We start from the raw sequence: 22,069 nt of genomic DNA on the forward strand, positions 1-22,069 counted from the left end.
GGATGTTACTTGCTGAAGATTCCTTTTAATGCGAATGCGATGTTCGCCGGCCGTTCCGCCAGACGTCGCATGAAATACCCGAACCAGTCCTCGCCATATGGCAGGTAAATGCGAACGGTATATCCTTTTTTCAATAAGTCGGTTTGCAGTTGGTTCCGCATTCCGTAAAGCATTTGAAACTCGAAGCGGTCATTCGGGATATTGTGTTCGTTCACTAATCCGATGGTATAATCGATGATCGCTTCGTCGTGGCTTGCGATCGCTGTATAATGGCCGTTCAAGAGCTGCTTCTTGATAAGATGCTTCAGGTTCTCATCCACCTTCTTCTTCTCCTGGAACGCCACTTTACCCGATTCATTATATGCACCCTTCACAAGCCTCAAATAAGGGGAGAACTGATTGAGATCATCCACATCCTTGTCTGAAACATATAGATAGGATTGGATCACCGTCCCCACATTGTCGTACTTTTGACGGAGCTTCTTGTAAACGTCTAGGATGGCATGGCACCTCGAGGAATCCTCCATATCGAGAGTGACCGTGATTCCGCTTTCATTAGCCTTCGACAGAATCAACTCCATGTTTTCCATGACAAGATCTTGACTGATATCCAACCCCAGGGAAGTCAGTTTGACAGAGATTTCAGTGTTTAGCCCATGATAGGCGATGGCACTGATACTCTGGATACATCCTTGGACATTCTCCCGCACCACATCTGTGGACTGGACAAACTCACCAAGATGATCGACTGTTACCTGGAATCCCTCCTCGTTCAATTGCGTAATCAATGGAATCGCTTGTAAAAAGGTTTCTCCCCCTACAAGATTGTTAGCCCCAAATTTCGATCCCCACCGTTTGGCCATCTTATCCAATGCCTTATTGTGAGAAAGAAACATGAAAAAACGCTTACTGATTGCTTCCATGATTACAACACCTCCTTATAGTGACTGTTACCTCAAGTGTGAGGTGATTAAACGAGAAATGTAAATCTTAAGAAAATTATAACGGGAAAAGTGGCTCTGAAACAACGTGCTCCGGACACAAATATTTGTGGGTTGAGTTATGGTGGGAGCACAAAAGAGGGGCGAATAAATTGAAACTATCTGTTATCGGTTTCCGTCTAATTAATAAACATATGCTAAGGAGTGTAAATATGGAAAAGAAAAAGGGCATGATACCTTCCATCATCTTCGGTACTATTATTTTGTTGTCTATTCTGGCATTGACCTTCTTTATCTTTAATGGAGACTCCATTCTTGAGGGTGTTAAAGACGGATTCACAGACGATGTATCCATATCAGTTAAAGAGAAATAAATATTAGTTACGAGGGAGAATGAAATGACAAAATTCTTCATGATACTTATGGGGCTTTTTATTGTAACATCAAATATTTTTGGTTTTATTTCATATAAGAAAAAGAGGAGTTTATATTCTGCTGCCTTTACTATACTTCTTCTAGCAGTTTTATTTGCGGCCATCGGGGGATTACTAGCACTCTTCATCATTCGAGATCCCTTTGCCATATTTTATGGTCTGCAAGTAGGGTACTATTTACTGATTAATAGCCTGATTGTTTTATTGATTGCCATTGTAGTAAGTGTCGTAAAAAAATACAACAGCAAAGCCCATTGAACATTCAGTGCGCAAGATAATTTTCTATTATTTTCCAAACGCAAATACGAACGAAAATGACGCAATAAACAAAAAATCGACGCAATTATCCGGAAAATGACGCATTCCCCAATGAAAATGACGCAATTATTGAGAGTGGGAGGTTCCATCTCTACCATTTCCATTCGATCTTCTTCTGAAATCACTCGAAAAGCAGAGTAAGAAACCGCCCCCCTCCCAAATACGACACTGACTTCCCCTGTTAGGGACACAAAAAGAGGGTGTGGAGCACAAAAAGGGCGTGTGGAGCACAAAAAACCAACGAATTTGACGTTCAAACTCGTTGGTTGCTAGGTGCCCAGCGAAACTGTTTCCCTATTTCTTATATCATCTTTTCCGACAACAACCCCTTAACCGACTCCAACACATAATCCGGTGTCCAAACCGTCCCCCTCAAATCCTCCTCCGTTGTGATCCCGCTCAGCACAATGGCCGTTCTCATCCCGGCTTCGATCCCCATCCGGATATCGGTCTCCAGGCGATCACCGATCATGACGCATTCTTCAGGCTCCAATTGTAATATTTTCAATGCTGCTTTAATGGTCAGGATGGACGGTTTTCCAACCTGCACATCAATCTTTCTCCCGACCACAGCTTCCACAGCGCCGATCATCCCCGCACAGTCCGGCACATCCCCCATCTCTATCGGACAGGTTCTATCAGGATTGGTCGCAATCATCTTCGCACCGAGCTTGATTGACTGATAGGCAAAATTCAAATGGTCATAATGAAAATCCCGGTCCCATGACAGCACGACGATATCCACCTCAGCTGGTGCCATTCCTTCCCTGAAGCCTGCAAGTGTCAGCTCATCCTTGATGGGCTGCTCCCCGATCACATATAACGTCGCCTGGGGATGATGTTCCTTTAAATAATCAATCAGGGTAACCGTCGGATTCAAAATGTTTTCAAGGTTGGCTTGAATATTAAATCCGATCAACTTCTCCACATAGCGCTGACGGGACTCAATGGTCTTATTGGTCAAAAACAGCACCTTTTTTCCTTCCTTAAGAAGTGCATTGATGGTGGTGTCTGCTCCCTCTATCAACTGTTTACCGAGATACACGGTCCCATCCAAGTCAAAAATATACCCCTTTAAATTTTTCATTTGTACCCCCTCCAACAAATAAAAAATTCCTTGAGCATGACGATTTCTCCAATTGAACAATTGGATTTTTCGTCATACCCAAGGAATCTCCTCTTCTTTATCCTTGTACCTATTCATTTACATGTGTTGTGTCATCAAATCTTCACCGATGATGACCTTTGATGTTCTGAGCTTCTCCACCTCTTCTTCATACGGTTCGCCGTCGGATAGGTGGACAAGAACAATTTTCCCGATTCTATCCACTTCATACTTTTCAACGATTTCAACAAGACTGCTGTGGTTGCCTGCCACTTTCCTCGCAGACGTTGCTTCATGGATTAACACATCTATATGGTCATACTCGTCAATCCGTGCGTTGATTTCCGAATCGCTGGAATATACGAGCACCCGTCCATCACATCGTACTTCAAGCCCGACTGTGGGTACAGAATGTAAGGCCTTAAAGCAGGAAAACGTCATTCCCCCTCCAGACAGAATTTCCGTTTCCCGATCACCATCAAATGTCTCGATTTCAATCGGAAAAGCAATCGGCCATTGATCGGCTTCCATCGTCGATAGCCATTCCCGAAGCTTCCTCTCATTCCGCACGTCACACAGAATCCTTAAAGGCTTTCTCCGATCCTCAAGCCACATCCCCCATAGCAGGGATGGCAGGCCGTAAATGTGATCAATATGAAAATGGGTGAACACGACTGCATCAAGTTCCTTTAAATCCACCTGCAGCTGCTTCAGTTTCCTGCAAGGATTGCCGCTGACATCGACCAGCACATGATACTCATCATTTGAGAAGCAGATGGAGGTATTGTCGCGTTCCGAGCCGGGATACGCACTCCCCGTTCCTAAAAAATGAATGTCCATCAGATCCCCTCCTATTTAATTCCTGAGTGCATAAAGCTCGATACGAATTGTTTTTGAAAAAGGAAGAAGGCAATGACCAACGGCATGATGACCATGACCGTCCCTGCAGCAACCATCCCCCACTGCGCTCCGTTTCATAGGATTGTGCAAATAACGCCAGTCCTACGGTCAATGGGCGGGACTCCACGGAATCCGTGATGATCAACGGCCACATGAAGTTGCTCCAATGGTGACTGACCGAGACCAGGGCAAAGGCTATATACGTCGGTTTCGCCGATGGGATATAGACATGCCACAGGGTTTGATACCATTTACATCCGTCCATTCTTGCCGCTTCATCAAGATCAAACGGAACCTGCTTGAACGTCTGGCGCATCAGGAATACCCCGAACGCCGAAGCCCAATACGGCATCATGACGGCAAGCTTTGTATTGACGAGCCCCAGCTGGCTGATGACCTGGTAGTTCGGGAACAGCAGTATTTCAGGCTGAATCATCAGCTGCAGCAGAAACAGAATGAACAGTACATTCTTCCCTGTGAAGTTGACCCGTGCAAACGCATAGGCTGCAAGGGTAACCGTGATGATCTGGACGATCAACACGCCAAACACGATCACGAACGTATTGAAATAGTATTGCAAAAATGGTGCCGTCTCCCACGCCTGAATATAGTTTTCAAACGTTGGATTCGAGACCCAGAACGGAAAGCCTCCATTAATCACTTGATTCCCGGGCGAGAAAGAAGTGACGACCACCCAAAGCAGGGGGATGAATGAAAGAATCCCTAGAACAATAATGATGCCATAGTTCAATTTTTTCATTGTTGCTTCCCCTCCTAGTAATGGATTTTCCGATCAAGGTACAGATAGTTGAAGGCAGTGATACCGAGCATGATGACGATCAGGATCACGGTCAGCACCGCGGCTTTGCCTAGATCCCAGTTCGTAAACGCCGCTTCGTAAATATGGTAGAGTAATAGATTACTGGCATTATCCGGTCCACCTTTGGTCATTATGTACAGGTGGTCGACGTTTTTGAATGAATTCGTGATCGCCACGATCATGACGAACAGCGTCGTCGGCATCATCAGTGGAAACGTGATATGCCGGAACATCTGGAACGGTTTCGCCCCTTCCATCTCAGCCGCTTCGTACACGTCACTCGGCAAATTCTGCAAACCTGCCAGATAAAAGATCATAAAGAAACCCGCATCTTTCCAGATGATCATGACAATCATCGCAACCATGACGGTACCCGGGTCCCCCAACCAGCTGGTATCACCTCGACCGAACGTATGGAGAAAGTTATCAAGCAATCCATACTGAGGGGTGTAGATGAAAAGCCAAATATTCGCTACTGCGATGAGCGGAACAATCGTCGGATAAAAAAAGGAGGTACGGAGCAAGGCGCTTCCGGCCATTTTCTTATTCAACCAGATGGCAAGATACATCGCGAGGAACAGACTCGTGGGTACTGTCCCGATCATGAAGAGGATGTTGTTCAGGATGACCTTCCTGAATATTTCATCTCCGAAGACTTCCTTATACTGTTCCAATCCGGAAAATTGCAGCCTCGTCATCGGACCGCTGTAGAAGCTTAACTGAATCGACTTGAGCGTCGGATAAAACGTAAACAACGTTAAAAAAATAAATGAAGGTAACAGCAACCCGTAGGCGAACAGATTATTCCTTGCCCGGGAACTGAATTTTCTATGCTTCGTTGACATCGATCAGTCCCACCTTTCTTGTGAAAGGAGCCCAAGGTCGGCGCTTGAGCTCCACTTCTTTCAATGATTCACCTGTTGCCCTTTACTGAAATGGCTCCAACACGTCTTCTGCTTTCTTCTGTGCGTTATCCAATCCTTCATCCACAGGGCTTTGACCCGTTAAGATCGATTGAATGTGATCATTGAATATTTTCTGTACTTCACCATTTTGATAGGTGGCGAGTTCACTTTCTGCATATTCCAGCTGCTCACGGGCAACCAGTGCAGGAGGGAATTCTTCTACATACTTCTTCAACACGTCTGTCTCATAAGCCGATTCCGTGGTGGCGACATATCCTGTATCGATGGACCACTGAGCCACACGCTCCGGTTCGGTCAGGAACTTCATGAACTTGACGGCCGCTTCCTTGTTTGCTTTAGGCAGGTCTTTGAACAAGTAGATGTTTCCGCCTCCTGTAGGGGAACCGTACTGCTCATTCGCCGGCAAAAATGACACACCGAAATCAAAGTCCGCATTGTTCTTCACATTCGTCAGGTTACCTGTCGTATGATACATCATCGCCGTTTTCCCACTTAGGAAGTCAGAAGGGACCGTCGCCCATTCAATGACACCCTCCGGCATGATTTTATGTTCCTTTCCAAGGGATAACCAGAAATCCATTGCTTCTTTTGCATAAGGTGCATTGAAATACACTTCTTTTCCATCTTGGGACATGATATTCTTTTCTGTCTGAAGAGCCAGCGCCTGGAACATCCAGTACTGATAGCCGGTACTCGGAATTTCAAGACCCCACTGGTCCTTTCCGCCATTCTTCGTCAGCTTCTTCCCGTATTCCACGAGCTGATCCCAGTTTTCAGGTGGAGCTTCCGGATCAAGCCCGGCTTCCTTGAAGGCATCCTTATTGTAGTAAAGGACGATCGTACTCCGCTGGAAAGGCAAGCTGTACACTTTATCCCCGATGGAAGAGTTCGCCATGAATCCATCATAGAAATCATCCAGATACTTTTCATCGAACATCGGCGTCAATTCTTCAATCAAGTCATTCTCAAGCAGCGTAAAAAGGTCGATGGAGAATAATACGGCAAGCTCAGGCGAATTTCCTGCCTGTGCCGATGCCATTACCTGTGTCATCGTCTCGGCATAACTGCCTCCGTATTTCGCATTCACCTTAATGTCAGGATTCTCTTTCTCGAAATCCGCCACAAACCCATCCACGATCTTCGCTACATCCCCTCCAACCGCTACCGGGAACCAGAAATCAATTTCAGTCGTTTCGCCTCCAGCGGTATCACTGCTGCTGCATCCGGCAAACACAACCATCAACACTAAAACGAATGATAAAAGCCTGATCTTCATGTCATTTCCTCCCCTTTTTTTTCATAAAAAAACCCATGAACAATAAACTGCAGCACAAAAATGTGGCATGCATTTTATTGGTCACAGGGATTCTCCGCATCTCTACCCTTAGACTAAAATCTGTCTAATATATATGTCTGATTATTCACAATAATACAACATTAACTAAAAGTTGGCAATGAAATTCTTGTTATTTACATATCTTTTACAAAATAAAAAGCGGGAACAGATCATCCGTTCCCACCTTGAATTTAGTCGTCTTTCTCATCGCTTTTCTTCCGCAGCTTCGGCAGACTCATCGCCTTGATCTCCCGTTCTTCAAAGAAGTTACCGATCCTCGTCATGATGAAAGTGACAAGTGTGGCGAAGATGACAATCGAATAAAACCCTGCTCCGATACCGATTCCGATACCCCCAACGTAGAAAATCATCGCAGCCGACGTGAGCCCTTTCACCCGCAGTCCATCTTTCAGGATCACCCCTGCACCCAAGAACCCGAGCCCCGATACGATCTGGGCAGCGAGACGGAGTGGATCCATCATCTTCCCGCTATCCGGTTCACTGAGCATATCGGCGCCTTCGATTGAAACGATCGTAATCAACGTACATGCCACCGAAACATACGTATAGGTTTTCAAACCGGCCGGCTTGTTCTTCGAAGACCGGTCCCATCCGATGATGAACCCCAACACCGCACTCACCACAATTCGGAAATAGATGTCATGCTTCCAGAAGAAGTCTATAAATTCATTTATGTAGTGTGTCATGTTGGCATCCTCCTTAAACAAAAAAGGGACACTCCCGAAACGAATCTGCCTATTATGAAAAAATCATACCGTTCGCTTTGTGAGTATCCCTTTATACTTTCCATTTTGATTCGTTCGTTAAAATTTTCTTTTTATCGTACACTAATTATTTTATGATCGCAATGATGTAGTTAGTTGGGTGGATGTTCGTGGGAAGAAAAAACCTCTCTAGTTTAGGGGCTATTATATGAATCTATGATTACTGTGGTAAGGGTCTCCACTTATAATATAATCTCTTAAAATAGTAATAACATCCTCTAATGACTGAACAAAAGTTTCAGTACGCAGAACCTTATTGCCTATTTCATAATGATGGTGATATGGATCAGTACTAATATTGTTATAAGGCGGTTCTGGTTTATGTTGTTTATCAAACGCTGTTAGAAATCGTGATGAAACACCCAACTTGCGTTGACGTTGGGAAATCTCCCAGCCATATCTAAACTCCTTTAAGTCTTCATTTTCAATTTTTTCATTTATAAAAAGGACAGTTTCACCATACACGTCATGATGCAATAAAGTAAGAACAGCCGTTACTCGTTTAGAACCTTTTGCACTAATTTCAAGTACCTCGGGTTTATTAAAATCAAATACATCCGGATTTGATTCGAAGAGTCGTTGAATATGTTGAATCCGATCATTCTGATTGATCTTCATTTGTAAGTTCCTCTAACTCATCCATTATGTCTTTCCAGTCATAATATTTCTCAGGGTCTTCTAATTCATCTGGATTCTTAACTTGGGCGTAGACTTCATAGAAGGATTTATTCCCGTGGCTCTTTTCATACGTACGTTTTTCTTCTTCCAACTCTTTGATGATGTCCAACCTTGTACGGTTACGGATCTTAAATGCCTGAAATATGGCTTGTATGCGCGATGACCACAAGCTTTCCTTCCAATAAAATAGTACATGAGCAGGATATCGATTATGTTTATTTGTATCAACCACCTCTAAACCAAGATTTACATAGCGACTTAGAGTAGCCTTAGAAATTTTCAAGCCATTGCAGATCATATTGGAAGAATAAAGATAGTCGTGCTGGTAATCATATTTCAATGATCCCTTGTCTGAGATAAGTAAGAACAGGGAATCGAGAAAGTATTTCGTGACAGCCAAATTCTCCACAGGATGCATCGCCGTATCCCTCAATGCTTCTGACAGTGACACGAGCAAGTTTTTATATTCATCAAGAGCATTCATTTTCTGTTTAAAAACTGTGTCTTCAGTGTGTAGTATTTTCCGTACAAAACGATGATGTTTCATTTCAGTGGCATGCGCTAACATAAGAAACACAAATGCAGGGTCTTTTTCATAATCGATGTTATCCAAAATCAAGGCAGCAGAATTTATTTTACCTTCTTCAATAATCATCACAAACCCCTCCTTCATCTATATTTTACCACAAAATGAAACAAAAAATACTTTTCGTTTCATTCAGCGATAACCTCATTTTTTAGCAATCCTACTATTTAATAAAATTTGTGCAATAACTATTATCATTAGTAGACCAATAAACACCCATACACTCAACACATCCATAAAAAAACTAAAAACAATCGTCCATATCCCCATAACTATAACGAAAATTCCATTCACTTTTCCAAACGCACCTTCATTCTTGATGCTGCCTTCCACATATCCCGCCATCAATTTGTAGCAACGTTTTCTCCATACCAACAACCCCATAATAATAGTGAGTACTCCTGTTGAAATGAATATTATTTGAGCTACAAACATTTTTTTACATACTTGTATTTCATTTGGTTTCCTCCTTGCAGATAATTTCTAACAGTTATATTTTACCATATTCTCAAATCTAAGTTTTTGTATTTATAAAGATCAAAAAGCTGTCGAGACTTTCTCGACAGCTTTTTAAATTTGGATTCTATATTTCATTTAAAGGAGGCAGAGGAAATTCTCAGTCCGTTATCTCCACAAACGACTTCCCATCCCTCAATAAAAATTCAATCGTAAACTCATCATCACGAATTTGCTCTTTCGTTTCAGCTAAGGTCAAATACTCTTGTACTGCTTTTTCAATTTCTTTAATCTGCTCTTGAGGAAGTGGTTTATCCAGATCTGTTTTTATCCAAACATAAGAGTGTCCATCCTTCACCCGGTACGAAAGTCCTGCCAGTTGATACGTCGATTTTCCTGCCATGGCATCATAGATATCAGAAGAGATCATGGACCAACGATTATCCTGCTGACGATGTTTCAAGTTGAAAGTATCCACTTCGACATTTTTCACCTCTAGACCTCGTCGTTCTATTTCTTTTTCAATGTCTGCAATGATTTTCTTTGATTCATCAATATGGTCCGGCATATCGATGGTGACGATCGTTGAGGCGCCGCTCCCCTTCATGCCTGCTAACTCATACTCAGCCTCTTTGGCATATCCATAGGAACCGAATACTTCTTTCACAATATCTCGAACTTTATCATATTCCTTGTTTAATCCATCGCTTCCCTCATGAGTGGGAATTTCGGGAGCTTCCGTTATCTTTAATTCGTAATCGTCGTACCCGTTTTCATAAAGATAACTGGTGATCTTGGATTCAAGATCTTCCTTGGCTTGCTTTAATGTGGAATCCTCCAAATGAATTGAGACTTCAATCGTGAAAGGAGACGGTGTTGTTCCTACTGAACTAACTCTGTATCCTTCCTTTTCGACTAGTGTAAAAAGGTCAGAAGTCAAATTGGGGTTGGGTTCTCCGTCTGAAATCTGTGGAGTGATCGTGATTGGTAATACTTTCGCCACAATACTTGCCATCGTGGTTGAGTAGAACGGGGATGTGATAAGAAAGAGTATACATGCTGCTGCAATCCAGACATACTTTTTAAAATGTCTCTTCTTCTTTGCATTTGTGCTCTGCATGATTTTACTTCGAAGATGCTCTTTTGATTCGTCTGTTACCTTCAGCTGTTCTTCCAACTCTTTAAATGGATCTGTTGATTTCATTGATGACCCCTCCTCTCGTCAATACCTTTTCCAGTTCAACCAGCGCTCTGCTTAGCGTCATTTTCACTTTACTTTCTGACCAGTTCAACACATGGGCTGTTTCTGCTGTTGAAAATTCTTTCAACTTTCTTAGAATGATGATATGTTTGTACGTTGGCTTTAATTGTTGAATCGCTCGGTATAATTCTTCCGATTCTTCATTCATCTCGACGATTTGTTCCGGTAACGGCATGCCGTCTTTCTCCTCCATTGTTAAGCCAAGATAGTGTTTCAGCGGATGCTTCTTTCTAAAGTGGTCGATCGTCACATTATGTGCAATGGAAAACAGCCATGTTTTCACAGAAGACCTCTCTTTAAATTGTTGTTTACTTCTATAGGCTTTTAGAAAGGTCTCCTGTGTTAAATCCTCGGCTTGTTGATAGTCCCGTACCATTAGTAGTATGTATGTGAGGATTGATTCTCCGTATTGTGTAAACCATTTATTTAGTTCTTGTTGGTCCAAAACTGTTCCCCCTTTCCCTCCTACACTTAGACGCAAATGAAAATAGATTGGTCACGTTTGAAGTGAATTTTTCAAAATAAAAAAAGCATTGATCCCAGGTTGGGATAATGCTGGTTAGACCAATGTAAAAAATAAACCCCGTGGATTGGCCAAGTCGTGAATCGCCTTTGCCTTAATCTTCATGTAACTGTGATATATTCATAGCACACATTGACATCTGTTTCCAAATGATAAATCATAAAGTAAGATTCTTAACTTCATATACCTGAAAAATGATCAAACATAAGGCAGTTGGATAAAAGAAAGGATGTTAACCATTCACAGTTACATACGAATTTTTTCACTAATAACCGGATTTTCTACCATTCTACTGATTTTAGCAGACACAGCTGTTGAATACTCTGTAGGCCCAAGCGAGGGTATTTTACATTATCTAGGCATTGGATACCTTATCCCTTATTTAATTGGTGTTTCGGCTTTCATTTTTTCTATGATTAACTTGGAAAAAGGGTCACGTGCCCTTTATCTGATTCCGTCCATCATTGGTCTGCTGATTTTGCTGTTGCTCGGATTCCTATATGTATTATTGCAACTCTACTTATATTTAAGTTTCTGAATGTCGAGGGCTAATCCCCACTTAATCCTCCACTATCGGTAGCACCGTCGAATCCTTAATCTCCCTCAACGCCAAACTCGTCTGAATCTTCGTAATCCCCATCTCATTCAACCTTCTGATAAAGAGCTCCAGCCCCTTCCGATCCTTGCAGGCGACTTTTAGAAGATAATCATATTCACCGGTCAAGCAATGACATTCCAGGACTTCCTCCATTGATTCCAATGTCCCTTCCACGGCTTCCAGTTTTTCTGTGCGGTGTTCGTTCGTGCTCATAAACACGAAACATAGTAGATCAAATCCCAGTTTTTCATGGTTCAGAATCGCTAGCTGTTTCTTGATATACCCTTCTGTTTCCAAACGCTTGATGCGTGCGTGAACGGCCGGTGCCGATAAATTGACCCGTTTTGATAATTCAAGATTGCTCAGCTGCCCGTCCTTCTGCAGCAAATCCAATAGCTTGAGATCCATTTGGTCCAATACCCTGCTTACCACTGATTCCATGATTCAACCACCCTTTTCAATTGTTCAAAAAACCCCTGATAAAACGATGTACAAATGAATTTTTATAACCTTATACTCTATCATACTTTCAATTATTTCGATTAATCCTCATTATACAATATGTTCTTCTGTAAATCTGAGTAAATGTTAAAATTATTCTTATAGTAAATGTCATTGTGCACAGTGGCTCTGTGAAAAGGGGCTAAAATGACGTGAAATATCATTATCTACTGCTACTGACCAGTCTTCTCTGGGGAGGCAATTTCATCGTGGGCAAAACCCTTGTGGAGCATGCATCCCCGGGAACGTTGACGATATTAAGATGGGCCATCGCCATCGTCTGCCTGTTTCCGATGGTCTGGTGGAAAGAAAAAAAGCTCGTTCCACCCGTACGATCGATTCTGCCATTATGCCTCATGGGGCTGACAGGGGTTGCCCTCTTTCAGGCACTGCAATTCATGGCCCTTGAGAAGACCTCTGCCACCAATGTTGGCCTGATTTCTACGTTAAATATGTTTTCCATTGCCGGAATTTCTTTTATTTTTCTGAAAGAAAAGATGAACGCCTTTCAACTGTCTTCCATGTTCTTGTCACTTTTTGGCGTGTTGCTTGTCCTGTCCAAAGGAAACCTGGAAATGGCCTTTTCCTTAGAGTTCAATGAAGGGGACCTGTATATGCTCGCTGCCGTAGTGATGTGGGGATTCTACTCCGTTTGCAGCAAGTGGGCGATGAAGAGTGTCACGCCCATGATGTCGATTCTTTATTCAGGGATTTTCGGACTTCTTATCCTGCTACCTTTCAATCTTCATGATTTCCGTGTGACCAATGTTGATGCATCATTCGTGCAGTCGATACTGTATACCGGCGTGATTTCAACAGTAGTTTGCATGGTACTTTGGAATGTCGGGGTGAATCAGCTGGGGCCAAGTACGTCGGGGTTGTTCTTGAACTTTAACCCTGTCTTCACGGCTTTGTTGGCGTTTGTCTTTTTGGGTGAGAAGATGAATGGGCTTCAGGCTGTAGGAAGTGCGATTGTTTTGGCAGGGTGTGTGTTGTTTTCTGTATTGAAGACAAAGCCTAAATTGTTCAAGGAAGTTCCATCAGGTATGCTGTCCAATGAGCCTGTGAAGACTTCATAAAGAAAATAAAAATGCTTGGAGACAGATGCTCCAAGCATTTTTTTCGCGATCTCTATATACCTGTAAAATAAACGACCTCAATAAGCGGACATATTCCGCTTATTGAGAAATTCTGCACGAAAAATCGAGTAATAGACGGAAATATTCCGCCTATTTACTCAAAAAGCTTTAAAATGTACCATTATGACTTGCCTTAAACGGAGAAACTCCGCTTATTTCCCCCGAAACTACTCCCATTTTGCACAGTAACAGGAAAAATTCCGCTTATTCATCAGAAGACAATCTGTTAGGACAGTGGCTGCCTTCTCACATACAACACCCGATACCCACCATCATCTTCCTCCATCGAAATGCCACGCCACCCTTCATCCAATAACGCCTGCTGTCCCTCGACATCCCCCATCGGAACTCTGGCAATCTCGGAAATTTCTTCTCCTCCGCCATCTCCATCAAGGCGCTTAATGAATACATAGCGCAATTGATCGACGTACTTGATCTTAAGGGCGGCAATCTCCATTCCCTGCTTGAATTTATCTTTTAAACTGGGAATATTAAAGGGAGCAACCGTGCACGCCACATAGGTGAACCTTTGATCCAGCTTCGCCAGTTGTTGCATGATCAAATGAGCCAGTGTTTGCTGGAGCCGGTTGCCTCTGTAATCCGGGTGTACATTCGAAATTTCCTGATAGATGACCCTTGGCAGTTCCTCTGCCTCGAGTCCTACATCCAGCCCCAGATGTTCTTCGTCAACAGGTGGGATCAATAAGGCGCGGAATGCGATTAGTCCCTTCTCCGTAAAGGCTCCGATCATCAGTCCGTTTCCGGTTAAAATATAGTCCAATTCCTCATACGTCAGGGGCTGCAGATTCTTTTTTTCCGTCAATGTCTCCACGACAAGCTCCTGTAGCTGCTGTATTTGACTCATATCCTCTTTACTTAACAAACGGACGCTGTATGATTCATTGTTCTTTTCAAAAAATCCCTGAAATAGATGATCCATGATTCTATGCTCCTTACTCTACGATACTCTTGAACTCAGTCAACTCTTCCAGAATATCTTTATTTATTTCCACACCGAGTCCCGCTTTGTCCGAGAGTCGGATAAACGGGACGTCATAATGCAGGTCTCCGATGTCCTTTGAAAACTTAATCGGTCCCGTCAATTCTACACTAGTGATGACCTTTTTGGAAAAAGCGACATGGAATCCCGCTGCTGACGCGATCGATGACTCGACCATCGAACCGACCTGGCATTCCATCCCTGCCATCTCAGCCATGTGGGCAAGTTTCACTGCCGGATAGATCCCTCCGCTTTTCATCAATTTGATATTTACTTTATCCGCTGCCTGCTTCCCGATGATTTCACGCATGTCACGTACGCCTTTCAGCCCTTCATCAATCATTAGGGGGATATCTGTCCTCGATTTGATCCGGACCATTCCATCTATGTCATCTGCCAAAACGGGCTGCTCCAGCCAATCGATGTTCAACTCTTGAAGATGCCGCAGTGCCTTCAGTGTCTGACTGCTATTCTTCCAGCCCTGATTTACATCCACCCGGATCGGCACGTCCCAACCGACACGTTCCCTGACCTTCCGTATTCGTTCAATGTCCTGGTCGACATCGGTTCCAACCTTCATTTTAAACGATTGAAAACCTTTCTCGATCATACCTGCTGCTTCTTCTGCCATCGTATCCGGGTCTGTTATGCTCAGGACATGGGTAATCTGGAATTCTTCGTGATACCGGCCGCCGAGCAGCTGATAGACAGGCTGATTCACTTTTTTCCCCATGGCATCATAGCAAGCGATATCGATGGCCGCTTTTGCTGTCGGGGCATTGTAAATCGCTTTATCCATCAGTTCATGGATTCGTTCAATATGAAACGGATTCTCCCCGATCAGTTTCGGGGCGAGGGTGTGCTGAAGCACTTGAAATGTGCTTTCCCACGTTTCGCCTGTCACATGTTCATCCGCCACCGCTTCACCGTATCCAATGATGCCTTCGTCCGTCTCCATCTCCACAATGATAGAAGGCATATCCTCATAGGTATGGTAACTGATGATAAAAGGCTGTTTCAGTGGTAATCGAATGGCATACAGATTGATTTTTTTTATGATCATATGCTAAGCACTCCTTTAAAATTTACCAAATTTTATTTCTTCTTGGTATAATGTCGTTATATAGTCGTTAATTCAGAGAGGAGATTATCATGAAAACGAAAATCGCCCTGATTGGGTCGAGAGAATTCATCGAACACGTCCAGACGTCCATTGCACCGGATTTGAACACTATCGAACTGATCCCCTATATTTACGGTGAGCCCCAGGAAGCAAGCTTACATATAAAAAACCTGACACCCTGTGATGCCGTTTTGTTTTCCGGAGCACTGCCTTACTTTTTTTCAAAAGAAGAATGCCGCACATTGTCTGTCCCGGTCCTTTACCTGGAACAGGATGAAACGGCCCTTGTGACATCACTGCTTTATATCCTGCACCATCATGGGATTGAACCAGACCGCGTGTCCATCGACTTAATGGATCTTTCTTTCATCGATCATGCCCAGTCAGACTTACACCTCAAGAATCCGCCCCGATATGTGATGGACTATAAAGAACGCCTGCCCCACACCTTTCACATCGACGACTATACAGACTTCCACCGGCAGTTGTTTCTGGATGGTCAAACAGATATGGCCTTAACGAGCATCCATGCGGTTTATGACCGCCTTGTCGAGTTGCACATCCCTTGCATGCGAATGATCGACCCTGCCAGGTCATTGATACGGACCATCCATGAAGCTTATGCCCAATCCCTTCTTTCGAAACGAAAAGCGGCCACGATCGCTGCTGCCCGTCTTTCCATTCAAGAATGGGATGGAGAACATGAACATCTTCATGAGCTTGCCCGCTTGATGAAGGGGACCCTTCAAAAAAATGAGGACAATGCTTCTTACACGATTTATAGCAATAGGGGCAGTATCGAACATTTCCTGGACAGCACTGACTTCCATGAACGCCCTGTGCTTGCAGGGTTCGGATACGGTCATACGGCAGCGGAGGCAGAGACAAACGCAGAGATTGCGTTGTCATTTGCCAGAAAGGCTGATTCTAATAGCTGCGCCTTCATTCTAAATGAAGAAAAAGAGTTATCAGGACCTTTTCCTAATAAAAGCAAGAAACAGCATCTGAAGAATGATACTCCCGACATGCTGTCCCTTGCCAAGCAATTAAAATTAAGTCCGGCGAACTTATCCAAAATCGTTCAATTCTACAAATCCCGTTCGGCCCGTGATTTCACGGCGGCAGAGCTATCTGACTACTTGCAAATCACACGGCGCTCCACAGAACGGATTTTGAAGAAGCTGGTCGACAATGGTTCTGCCAGGATCATTGGAGAAGAAATGACCTATGCACAAGGAAGGCCGCGGGCCATTTATGAACTGACCTTCCCCATTTATTGACCGGGTCAGGAGGAAAGTGTGGCATCCTCCTGCTCCATAGCCTTCATTTCGGTTTCGGTCAGTTTGGTAATGCTGAAGCCCGTGAAGGCATAGATGATGGAAATGATCGGCACGATGAAATTCAACACCGCATATGGCGCATATTCAAATGCATGGACCCCGAGCGTTCCTAAAATAAAGACCCCGCATGTATTCCATGGGATGAAGACGGATGTCAACGTCCCCCCGTCCTCAAGGGCTCGGGACAGATTCTTTGAATGCAGCCCTTTTTCCTTGTAAGCATTTGCATACATCCGTGAAGGCACCACCACCGAAATATACTGTTCAGAGCATGATGCATTTGTGGCAAAACAAGACACTACAGTGGAAGCAACCAGGCCTTTCGCTGTCTTTGTCACCTTAAGGATCTGGTTGACGATGGCTTGAAGCATACCTGTGTGCTCAAGGATCCCCCCGAAGGTCATGGCGACGATCGTCATGGAGACCGTGTACATCATGGAGTCGAGACCTCCGCGCGAAAACAGATCATCGACCATTGTATTGCCCGTCTCGATCACGTATCCACTTTGAAGAGCTGAAACAGCATCCGCAAACGAATCATGCTGAATGAATACCTGTGCTCCGAATCCAAGAATGATCCCCACGATCAGAGCCGGGATGGCTGGAACTTTCTTCGCAACGAGCACAATGACAAGCAGCGGTACAATCAGTAAAAATGGTGAAACGACAAAGCTGTCCTGCAGAACCCCGATTGTTTTTTCAATGTCCTCCGTATTGACCCCACTTTTTCCAAAGTTCCTACCTAAATACGCATATACAGCCAGGGCAATCACAAAGCCCGGGATCGTCGTATAAAGCATATGGCGGATATGTACAAAAAGATCCGTGTTGGTCAGTCCTGAAGCCAGATTCGTTGTATCTGACAGCGGTGACATCTTATCACCGAAATAAGCCCCTGAGATGATGGCACCCGCAATCATCGGAGCCGGGATCCCCATACTGATGCCGATTCCCATGCCTGCAACACCGATGGTTCCCATCGTTGACCAGGAGCTCCCGATCGCAAGTGACACAACGGCGCAGATGACCGCAATCGATAAAAGGAAAAGCGAAGGTGTGATCATCTTCAAACCATAATAGATCATCGTCGCCACGACTCCGCCGCCGATCCACGCACCAATCGTCAATCCCACAAGCATGATAATGACGACGGCTGGTAAAGCAAGACGAATCCCCTTATACATCGCCTCCTCTATATCCTTCCATTTGAACCCCGAAAACCATGCGACAAGTGCAGCCGTGACCGTACCGATGATCAGAGGAATGTGCGGCCCCTGCTCCAAAACCACGATCGTAATGGCCATTACAGTGATCATGACTAGCAATGGTATGATGGCCAGCCAAAACGACATTTCTTTCTTCATCCAAATTCCCCCTTGATACCTTTTGTTTTTTGACTATTTCTAATTGTCGCTAAATAGTCGCTATATGAGTATCATAAGGGCAGGAGGTTGAGTCGTCAATCCGTTTTTGGTACCGTTTCCAATCGGGATGATGCCTTTTTAAACGTCTCAGCCAATATTTTTGCCGCTTGATTCAGGGCTGAAACATTGAACCTCATGTCCGGATGATGCAGTCCGGGAGTCAAGTCCGCCCCGACCCCGATCATCGCCGCCTTCACTTCCGGATGCTTGATCGTGTAGAAATGAAAATCATCACTGCCAGATGTAATGACCGGTGGAGCCAATGCTTCTTCACCCGCGACGGATATAATCGCTTCCCTCGTGATGCTCTCAGCATCAGCAGACACTTCAGCCCCAGGCGTATAGTCTGTCCATTCATACTCAATCGTGACTCCGTACAGCTTGGCAATACCATCGACCCCATCGTTTAGACGGCGCTGTATTTCTTCCAGCACTTCATTCTTCTTGGCACGTACATCGATTGCAAACTCTGCATTTCCAGGAATGATGTTTAGATTCTCTCCTCCTGCAGCTAGCTTTGTCAGTTTGGCAGAATACGATTCAAATGGAGACAAATAAATCGTTTTCAAAAAAGAATGGACGGCCATTAACACATCGATGCTATTCCTTCCCTGATGGGGTCTCGCCCCATGGGCATCAACACCCTTAATTTTCCCTTCCATGTAAATGCCTGCCCCGTGATGAACAGAAGGCGAAAAGGACCCATGTTCCAATTCTTCTTGCGGTCGCAAATGAACCCCGAATAAATAACGGACGTCCTCAAGCGCTCCTTTTTCAATCATGGTCAGCGATCCATTCCCCTTCTCCTCTGCAGGCTGAAAAATGAAACGGATCCGCTTATTTTTCGGAGGATCCTGCAGGCAATAAAGAAGTGCTCCGAGCACCATTGACATATTGGCATCATGACCACAGGAATGATTCGCCTTCATCACCCCGTCCACCTCTTGCCACAGGGCATCGATGTCCGCGCGAACAGCCGTCACTTCATCCCCTTCCCCTATCTCAGCAATCAACCCTGTCACATCAGAAAATCTCCTGTAGCCCACATTCAGTTCATCCAAAATTGCTGCAATCTTATTCGTCGTTTCAACTTCCTTCCAGCTCACTTCGGGATGAGCGTGGAAATGGGTGAACCATTCTAGTATCTGGTTTTCAACTTTCATACTTTTTCTCCTTTCAATCCATTTCACTTATGTATTCTGAGATGGGGAGGGGAAGTCCTGCTTTTGTTCAAAATGCATAGATCTGCAATGTTACTTAACCCCTTTTAATTGTCTATCACTATTTCCCCTTCTCCTTGAGGTATTTCAAAACCATTAAGATATGACGCTAAAAGCTCTTCTGAAATAGGAAAGGAATTTGCATCAAAACGCTGGTTACGTACCTTAAGTCGTTCACGCAAATCATGTTCTTGAACCTTCAAATAAACCAGTATCCATTTACCGCCGGAATCCTCGATCAGTTTTTTATATCGATTCCTTCTCCCACGGTCCCAAAAACTAAAATCTATCACCACCTGTTGTTTATCGTGGATTAACTTTATTAAACGGTTGCGTAATGTTTCTTCTGCATCTTTTCTATATTCCTCAAACTTTTCCATTGGGAAATCAATCCCCCATCGACCATTCGTTGCCCATATTTCTTCATCGATTGAAAGGCGGACAAACCCGGATCGCTCCAATATTTGTGAAAAAGTCGTTTTACCGGAACCCGCCACCCCACACATCATGACCACTAATGGGGTTACATCATTTCGTTCACGGTAGATCAGGTTAAAATTAAACGTATCAAACATGTGTAAGCCCCCATTTCAACAGGATCTGCCTAAACTAAATCGCTTATCAATGCCCTATTCGTCTTCACCAAACGCTCCGGAAGATCCTTTCGAATGCTCTTCAGCCCAAAATGAAATATCTCCGGTTTATCTTCAAGCAGGCAATCATGAAACGTAACATCTTTATTCGTAAGGTTGCCCACTAGTTCCTCAACGAATTGAGACTGAGCCATCATATCGACCGCACCGAGATGAAAAACTCCTTTAAGGTGATGAAGAATGATGTATTTTAACTGTTTGGCCAATAACTCATCTGTGAGGTGATTACACTCCAGATTGCTGTATACATCAATGGAGCCTTCTTCAATCCCACTTTTGATCTGGTCCAGCCTAGGAGAATTCTTCCCCCATATTTGCGGAATACGTATTGTAACGGCCCACTCCTGTAATAATTCTTGCAACAAATTTTCACACTCTATTTTAAATTGCCCATAAGGTGATGCGGCGTTAGGAGCGTCTTCTTCTGTATGATGCTTCGTGAAGTCCCCATCGAACACATTGGCCGTGGAAAAGTAGTAGAGTGTGCTTTCTGTATGTTGCATTTCCTTTGCGAGTTCCCTGTGAAATTCAAGCTGTTGATCAAACTCACCACGCAGACATGAAATGATGGCATCGGGCCTGATGGTTTTGACCATATCTTTCATCTGATCCACATCACTGATTTCTAATTGAAATTGCTTTTCCTGAGGGAGATCTACGGGTCTGGTTGCATAGGTTCCGTATACGTCGAAGGAGTCTTTGCATTCTTTTACCAGTGCTTTTCCCACTAATCCGCTTGCTCCGAAGATAAGCAGTTTTTTCATTCTGAATGCCTCCATTCTGTTTCATATGCTCTAATCTAGGTCTATTGGATTCCCCCTTTTCCTTTTTCGAAGGAATAAATATATTAACGGCATCATGAACGTTACACTGATGGCCATGACTTACCAAATCTTTGTTGAAACACGAATGAACATACCGTCTTCGCTGAAGCTGGCAATATACAAATCAAACATATTTATCGTTTGGAGTGTGATGAGTGCATACCCTGTCACGCAGCAAAAAATTAACAGGATGATAGAGAAGCAAATGGACAAAGCAATGGTAAACGATTTAATCATAGTTCCTTCCACTGAAATCATCTCCATGCATTACGATTTAATGAATATATCCTTAGCCAAAAACTCCCTGATTTCCTTAATAACCACAGCCGGTTGATCCCAATGCAACATGTGAGCAGCCTCTTCTATCCTTTTGATTTCCATCTTAGTATTATTCTTCACATCTTCCAGTAATGTGTCATTAATGATGGTAAACTCCTCTGGTAATGTAGCAACCAGTAACAATATATTATCCTCTAGTTGACTATATATCTTGTTAATGGGGGATTGAGCCATAGACTTAATGACTGAACGGGCAACTTCAGAGTCAACGATGAGCCTTATCTTACCATCTACTTTTTTGACGTAATCTTTTGATGCCGCTTTTTTATCTTCATTCCAGTCACGGTAGGATTTGCCTTCTTCTATGTAAAATGCTTCATAACTTGGATATTCAAATGAATGAAAGGATTCTGTTGTATAGTGAATCTCCTTTTCCACACTGTTAATGTTTGGCCATTCCCAATCTGGCTTAGTGGCCAATTCGTCTACAATGCAATAAAAATGCTCCTTGGTCGTATAACCTCCATCGAGTAATATACCTTTGATTACTTGAGACCCAAACTCTTTCATGAAGTGAAGAGCGATATCTGCACCGTATGAGTGTGCCAAAAAGTAAAATTTCCCTACATTCAACTCTTCCAGAACCTGGTATAACCAAGTTGTCATCTTTCTCATTTCATACTCTGCTTCGGTGTCTAACTTAGCACTTTTCCCATGACCGGGCAGATCAATGGATATAATCCGATATTCTCCCTTTAGTTCTTCAGCTATTTCTATGAAACTTAAACTGGTGTTGCCTAATCCGTGTAAACAAACGAGGGTCGGCAAATTATTTGCTCCCCAGATGTGACCTCTCACACAGTAATGATTTATTGAAATAAATATCTCCTTCATACTTG

At 43.6% G+C, this 22,069-nt stretch carries 24 protein-coding genes and 1 pseudogene; 4 read left to right on the forward strand and 21 right to left on the reverse strand.

Annotated features, from left to right (window positions below; translation table 11 throughout):
* Positions 1 to 5: 5 nt before the first annotated feature.
* On the reverse strand, positions 6 to 923 hold the full coding sequence (locus tag P8596_RS18375; RefSeq protein ID WP_279724608.1) for a proline dehydrogenase family protein: 918 nt from the start codon (positions 921 to 923) through the stop codon (positions 6 to 8).
* Between the two features lie 230 nt (positions 924 to 1,153).
* Between P8596_RS18375 and P8596_RS18380 the strand changes: the two genes are divergently transcribed.
* Together P8596_RS18380 and P8596_RS18385 are read left to right on the forward strand one after the other, a co-directional pair.
* Positions 1,154 to 1,315 carry a hypothetical protein gene (locus P8596_RS18380; protein WP_279724610.1) on the forward strand — a complete coding sequence of 54 codons (162 nt, stop codon included), beginning with the start codon at positions 1,154 to 1,156 and terminating at the stop codon, positions 1,313 to 1,315.
* 24 nt (positions 1,316 to 1,339) lie between these two features.
* Positions 1,340 to 1,633, forward strand: coding sequence for a 3-isopropylmalate dehydrogenase (locus tag P8596_RS18385; RefSeq protein WP_279724611.1), 294 nt, complete (start codon positions 1,340 to 1,342; stop codon positions 1,631 to 1,633).
* Positions 1,634 to 1,994: 361 nt separating this feature from the next.
* Here the strand turns inward: P8596_RS18385 and P8596_RS18390 are convergent, their stop codons facing one another.
* The 12 genes and pseudogenes from P8596_RS18390 to P8596_RS18445 form a co-directional block, all read right to left on the reverse strand.
* On the reverse strand, positions 1,995 to 2,780 hold the full coding sequence (locus tag P8596_RS18390) for an HAD-IIA family hydrolase (protein WP_279724612.1): 786 nt from the start codon (positions 2,778 to 2,780) through the stop codon (positions 1,995 to 1,997).
* Between the two features lie 117 nt (positions 2,781 to 2,897).
* On the reverse strand, positions 2,898 to 3,638 hold the full coding sequence (locus P8596_RS18395; protein ID WP_279724614.1) for an MBL fold metallo-hydrolase: 741 nt from the start codon (positions 3,636 to 3,638) through the stop codon (positions 2,898 to 2,900).
* Positions 3,639 to 3,649: 11 nt separating this feature from the next.
* A pseudogene (locus tag P8596_RS18400) lies at positions 3,650 to 4,458 on the reverse strand (carbohydrate ABC transporter permease).
* Between the two features lie 14 nt (positions 4,459 to 4,472).
* Positions 4,473 to 5,363: a carbohydrate ABC transporter permease gene (locus P8596_RS18405; protein ID WP_279724615.1), complete on the reverse strand. Its 891-nt coding sequence runs from the start codon at positions 5,361 to 5,363 to the stop codon at positions 4,473 to 4,475.
* 82 nt (positions 5,364 to 5,445) lie between these two features.
* Entirely contained in the window at positions 5,446 to 6,720 is a 1,275-nt protein-coding gene (locus P8596_RS18410) for an ABC transporter substrate-binding protein (RefSeq protein ID WP_224522249.1), read from the reverse strand.
* A 251-nt stretch (positions 6,721 to 6,971) separates the two neighbouring features.
* Entirely contained in the window at positions 6,972 to 7,487 is a 516-nt protein-coding gene (locus tag P8596_RS18415) for an MgtC/SapB family protein (protein WP_159362542.1), read from the reverse strand.
* A 222-nt stretch (positions 7,488 to 7,709) separates the two neighbouring features.
* Positions 7,710 to 8,183: a toxin-antitoxin system TumE family protein gene (locus tag P8596_RS18420; RefSeq protein WP_279724617.1), complete on the reverse strand. Its 474-nt coding sequence runs from the start codon at positions 8,181 to 8,183 to the stop codon at positions 7,710 to 7,712.
* Complete coding sequence (locus P8596_RS18425; RefSeq protein WP_279724620.1) at positions 8,164 to 8,898, reverse strand: hypothetical protein; 735 nt, start codon at positions 8,896 to 8,898, stop codon at positions 8,164 to 8,166. Before P8596_RS18425 ends, P8596_RS18420 begins: the two co-directional genes overlap by 20 nt.
* A 75-nt stretch (positions 8,899 to 8,973) precedes the next feature.
* Positions 8,974 to 9,264: a DUF3784 domain-containing protein gene (locus P8596_RS18430; RefSeq protein ID WP_279724621.1), complete on the reverse strand. Its 291-nt coding sequence runs from the start codon at positions 9,262 to 9,264 to the stop codon at positions 8,974 to 8,976.
* A 181-nt stretch (positions 9,265 to 9,445) separates the two neighbouring features.
* Positions 9,446 to 10,489 (reverse strand): DUF4030 domain-containing protein, encoded by a 1,044-nt coding sequence (locus P8596_RS18435; RefSeq protein ID WP_279724623.1) that lies wholly within the window; start codon positions 10,487 to 10,489, stop codon positions 9,446 to 9,448.
* Entirely contained in the window at positions 10,467 to 10,991 is a 525-nt protein-coding gene (locus tag P8596_RS18440; RefSeq protein ID WP_279724625.1) for an RNA polymerase sigma factor, read from the reverse strand. The genes P8596_RS18435 and P8596_RS18440 overlap by 23 nt, the downstream gene beginning before the upstream one ends.
* A 637-nt stretch (positions 10,992 to 11,628) precedes the next feature.
* Entirely contained in the window at positions 11,629 to 12,108 is a 480-nt protein-coding gene (locus tag P8596_RS18445; RefSeq protein ID WP_279724627.1) for an Lrp/AsnC family transcriptional regulator, read from the reverse strand.
* A gap of 212 nt (positions 12,109 to 12,320) precedes the next feature.
* Here P8596_RS18445 and P8596_RS18450 point away from each other — a divergent pair, with 212 nt between their 5' ends.
* On the forward strand, positions 12,321 to 13,247 hold the full coding sequence (locus P8596_RS18450) for a DMT family transporter (protein ID WP_279724629.1): 927 nt from the start codon (positions 12,321 to 12,323) through the stop codon (positions 13,245 to 13,247).
* Positions 13,248 to 13,533: 286 nt separating this feature from the next.
* On the opposite strand, the gene P8596_RS18455 is transcribed toward P8596_RS18450, so the two are convergent.
* Positions 13,534 to 14,247, reverse strand: coding sequence for a GNAT family N-acetyltransferase (locus P8596_RS18455; RefSeq protein ID WP_279724630.1), 714 nt, complete (start codon positions 14,245 to 14,247; stop codon positions 13,534 to 13,536).
* Positions 14,248 to 14,260: 13 nt separating this feature from the next.
* Positions 14,261 to 15,370 (reverse strand): mandelate racemase/muconate lactonizing enzyme family protein, encoded by a 1,110-nt coding sequence (locus P8596_RS18460; protein WP_279724632.1) that lies wholly within the window; start codon positions 15,368 to 15,370, stop codon positions 14,261 to 14,263.
* Between the two features lie 89 nt (positions 15,371 to 15,459).
* On the opposite strand from P8596_RS18460, the gene P8596_RS18465 reads away from it, so the two are divergent.
* Entirely contained in the window at positions 15,460 to 16,710 is a 1,251-nt protein-coding gene (locus P8596_RS18465; RefSeq protein WP_279724633.1) for a transcriptional regulator, read from the forward strand.
* A gap of 5 nt (positions 16,711 to 16,715) precedes the next feature.
* Here the strand turns inward: P8596_RS18465 and nhaC are convergent, their stop codons facing one another.
* The 6 genes from nhaC to P8596_RS18495 form a co-directional block, all read right to left on the reverse strand.
* Positions 16,716 to 18,134 carry a Na+/H+ antiporter NhaC gene (gene nhaC, locus P8596_RS18470; RefSeq protein ID WP_279724634.1) on the reverse strand — a complete coding sequence of 473 codons (1,419 nt, stop codon included), beginning with the start codon at positions 18,132 to 18,134 and terminating at the stop codon, positions 16,716 to 16,718.
* Positions 18,135 to 18,229: 95 nt separating this feature from the next.
* Complete coding sequence (locus P8596_RS18475) at positions 18,230 to 19,357, reverse strand: amidohydrolase (protein WP_279724636.1); 1,128 nt, start codon at positions 19,355 to 19,357, stop codon at positions 18,230 to 18,232.
* Positions 19,358 to 19,461: 104 nt separating this feature from the next.
* Positions 19,462 to 19,989, reverse strand: a complete 528-nt coding sequence (locus P8596_RS18480) for a P-loop nucleotide/nucleoside kinase family protein (RefSeq protein ID WP_279724638.1) — start codon at positions 19,987 to 19,989, stop codon at positions 19,462 to 19,464.
* A 29-nt stretch (positions 19,990 to 20,018) separates the two neighbouring features.
* Positions 20,019 to 20,831 carry a sugar nucleotide-binding protein gene (locus P8596_RS18485; protein ID WP_279724639.1) on the reverse strand — a complete coding sequence of 271 codons (813 nt, stop codon included), beginning with the start codon at positions 20,829 to 20,831 and terminating at the stop codon, positions 20,019 to 20,021.
* 120 nt (positions 20,832 to 20,951) lie between these two features.
* On the reverse strand, positions 20,952 to 21,140 hold the full coding sequence (locus P8596_RS18490; RefSeq protein WP_279724640.1) for a hypothetical protein: 189 nt from the start codon (positions 21,138 to 21,140) through the stop codon (positions 20,952 to 20,954).
* Positions 21,141 to 21,158: 18 nt separating this feature from the next.
* Positions 21,159 to 22,064: an alpha/beta fold hydrolase gene (locus P8596_RS18495; RefSeq protein ID WP_279724641.1), complete on the reverse strand. Its 906-nt coding sequence runs from the start codon at positions 22,062 to 22,064 to the stop codon at positions 21,159 to 21,161.
* Between the last annotated feature and the right edge of the window lie 5 nt (positions 22,065 to 22,069).

The organism is Rossellomorea sp. DA94, from assembly GCF_029834455.1.
In the GTDB taxonomy this organism is placed as follows: domain Bacteria; phylum Bacillota; class Bacilli; order Bacillales; family Bacillaceae_B; genus Rossellomorea; species Rossellomorea vietnamensis.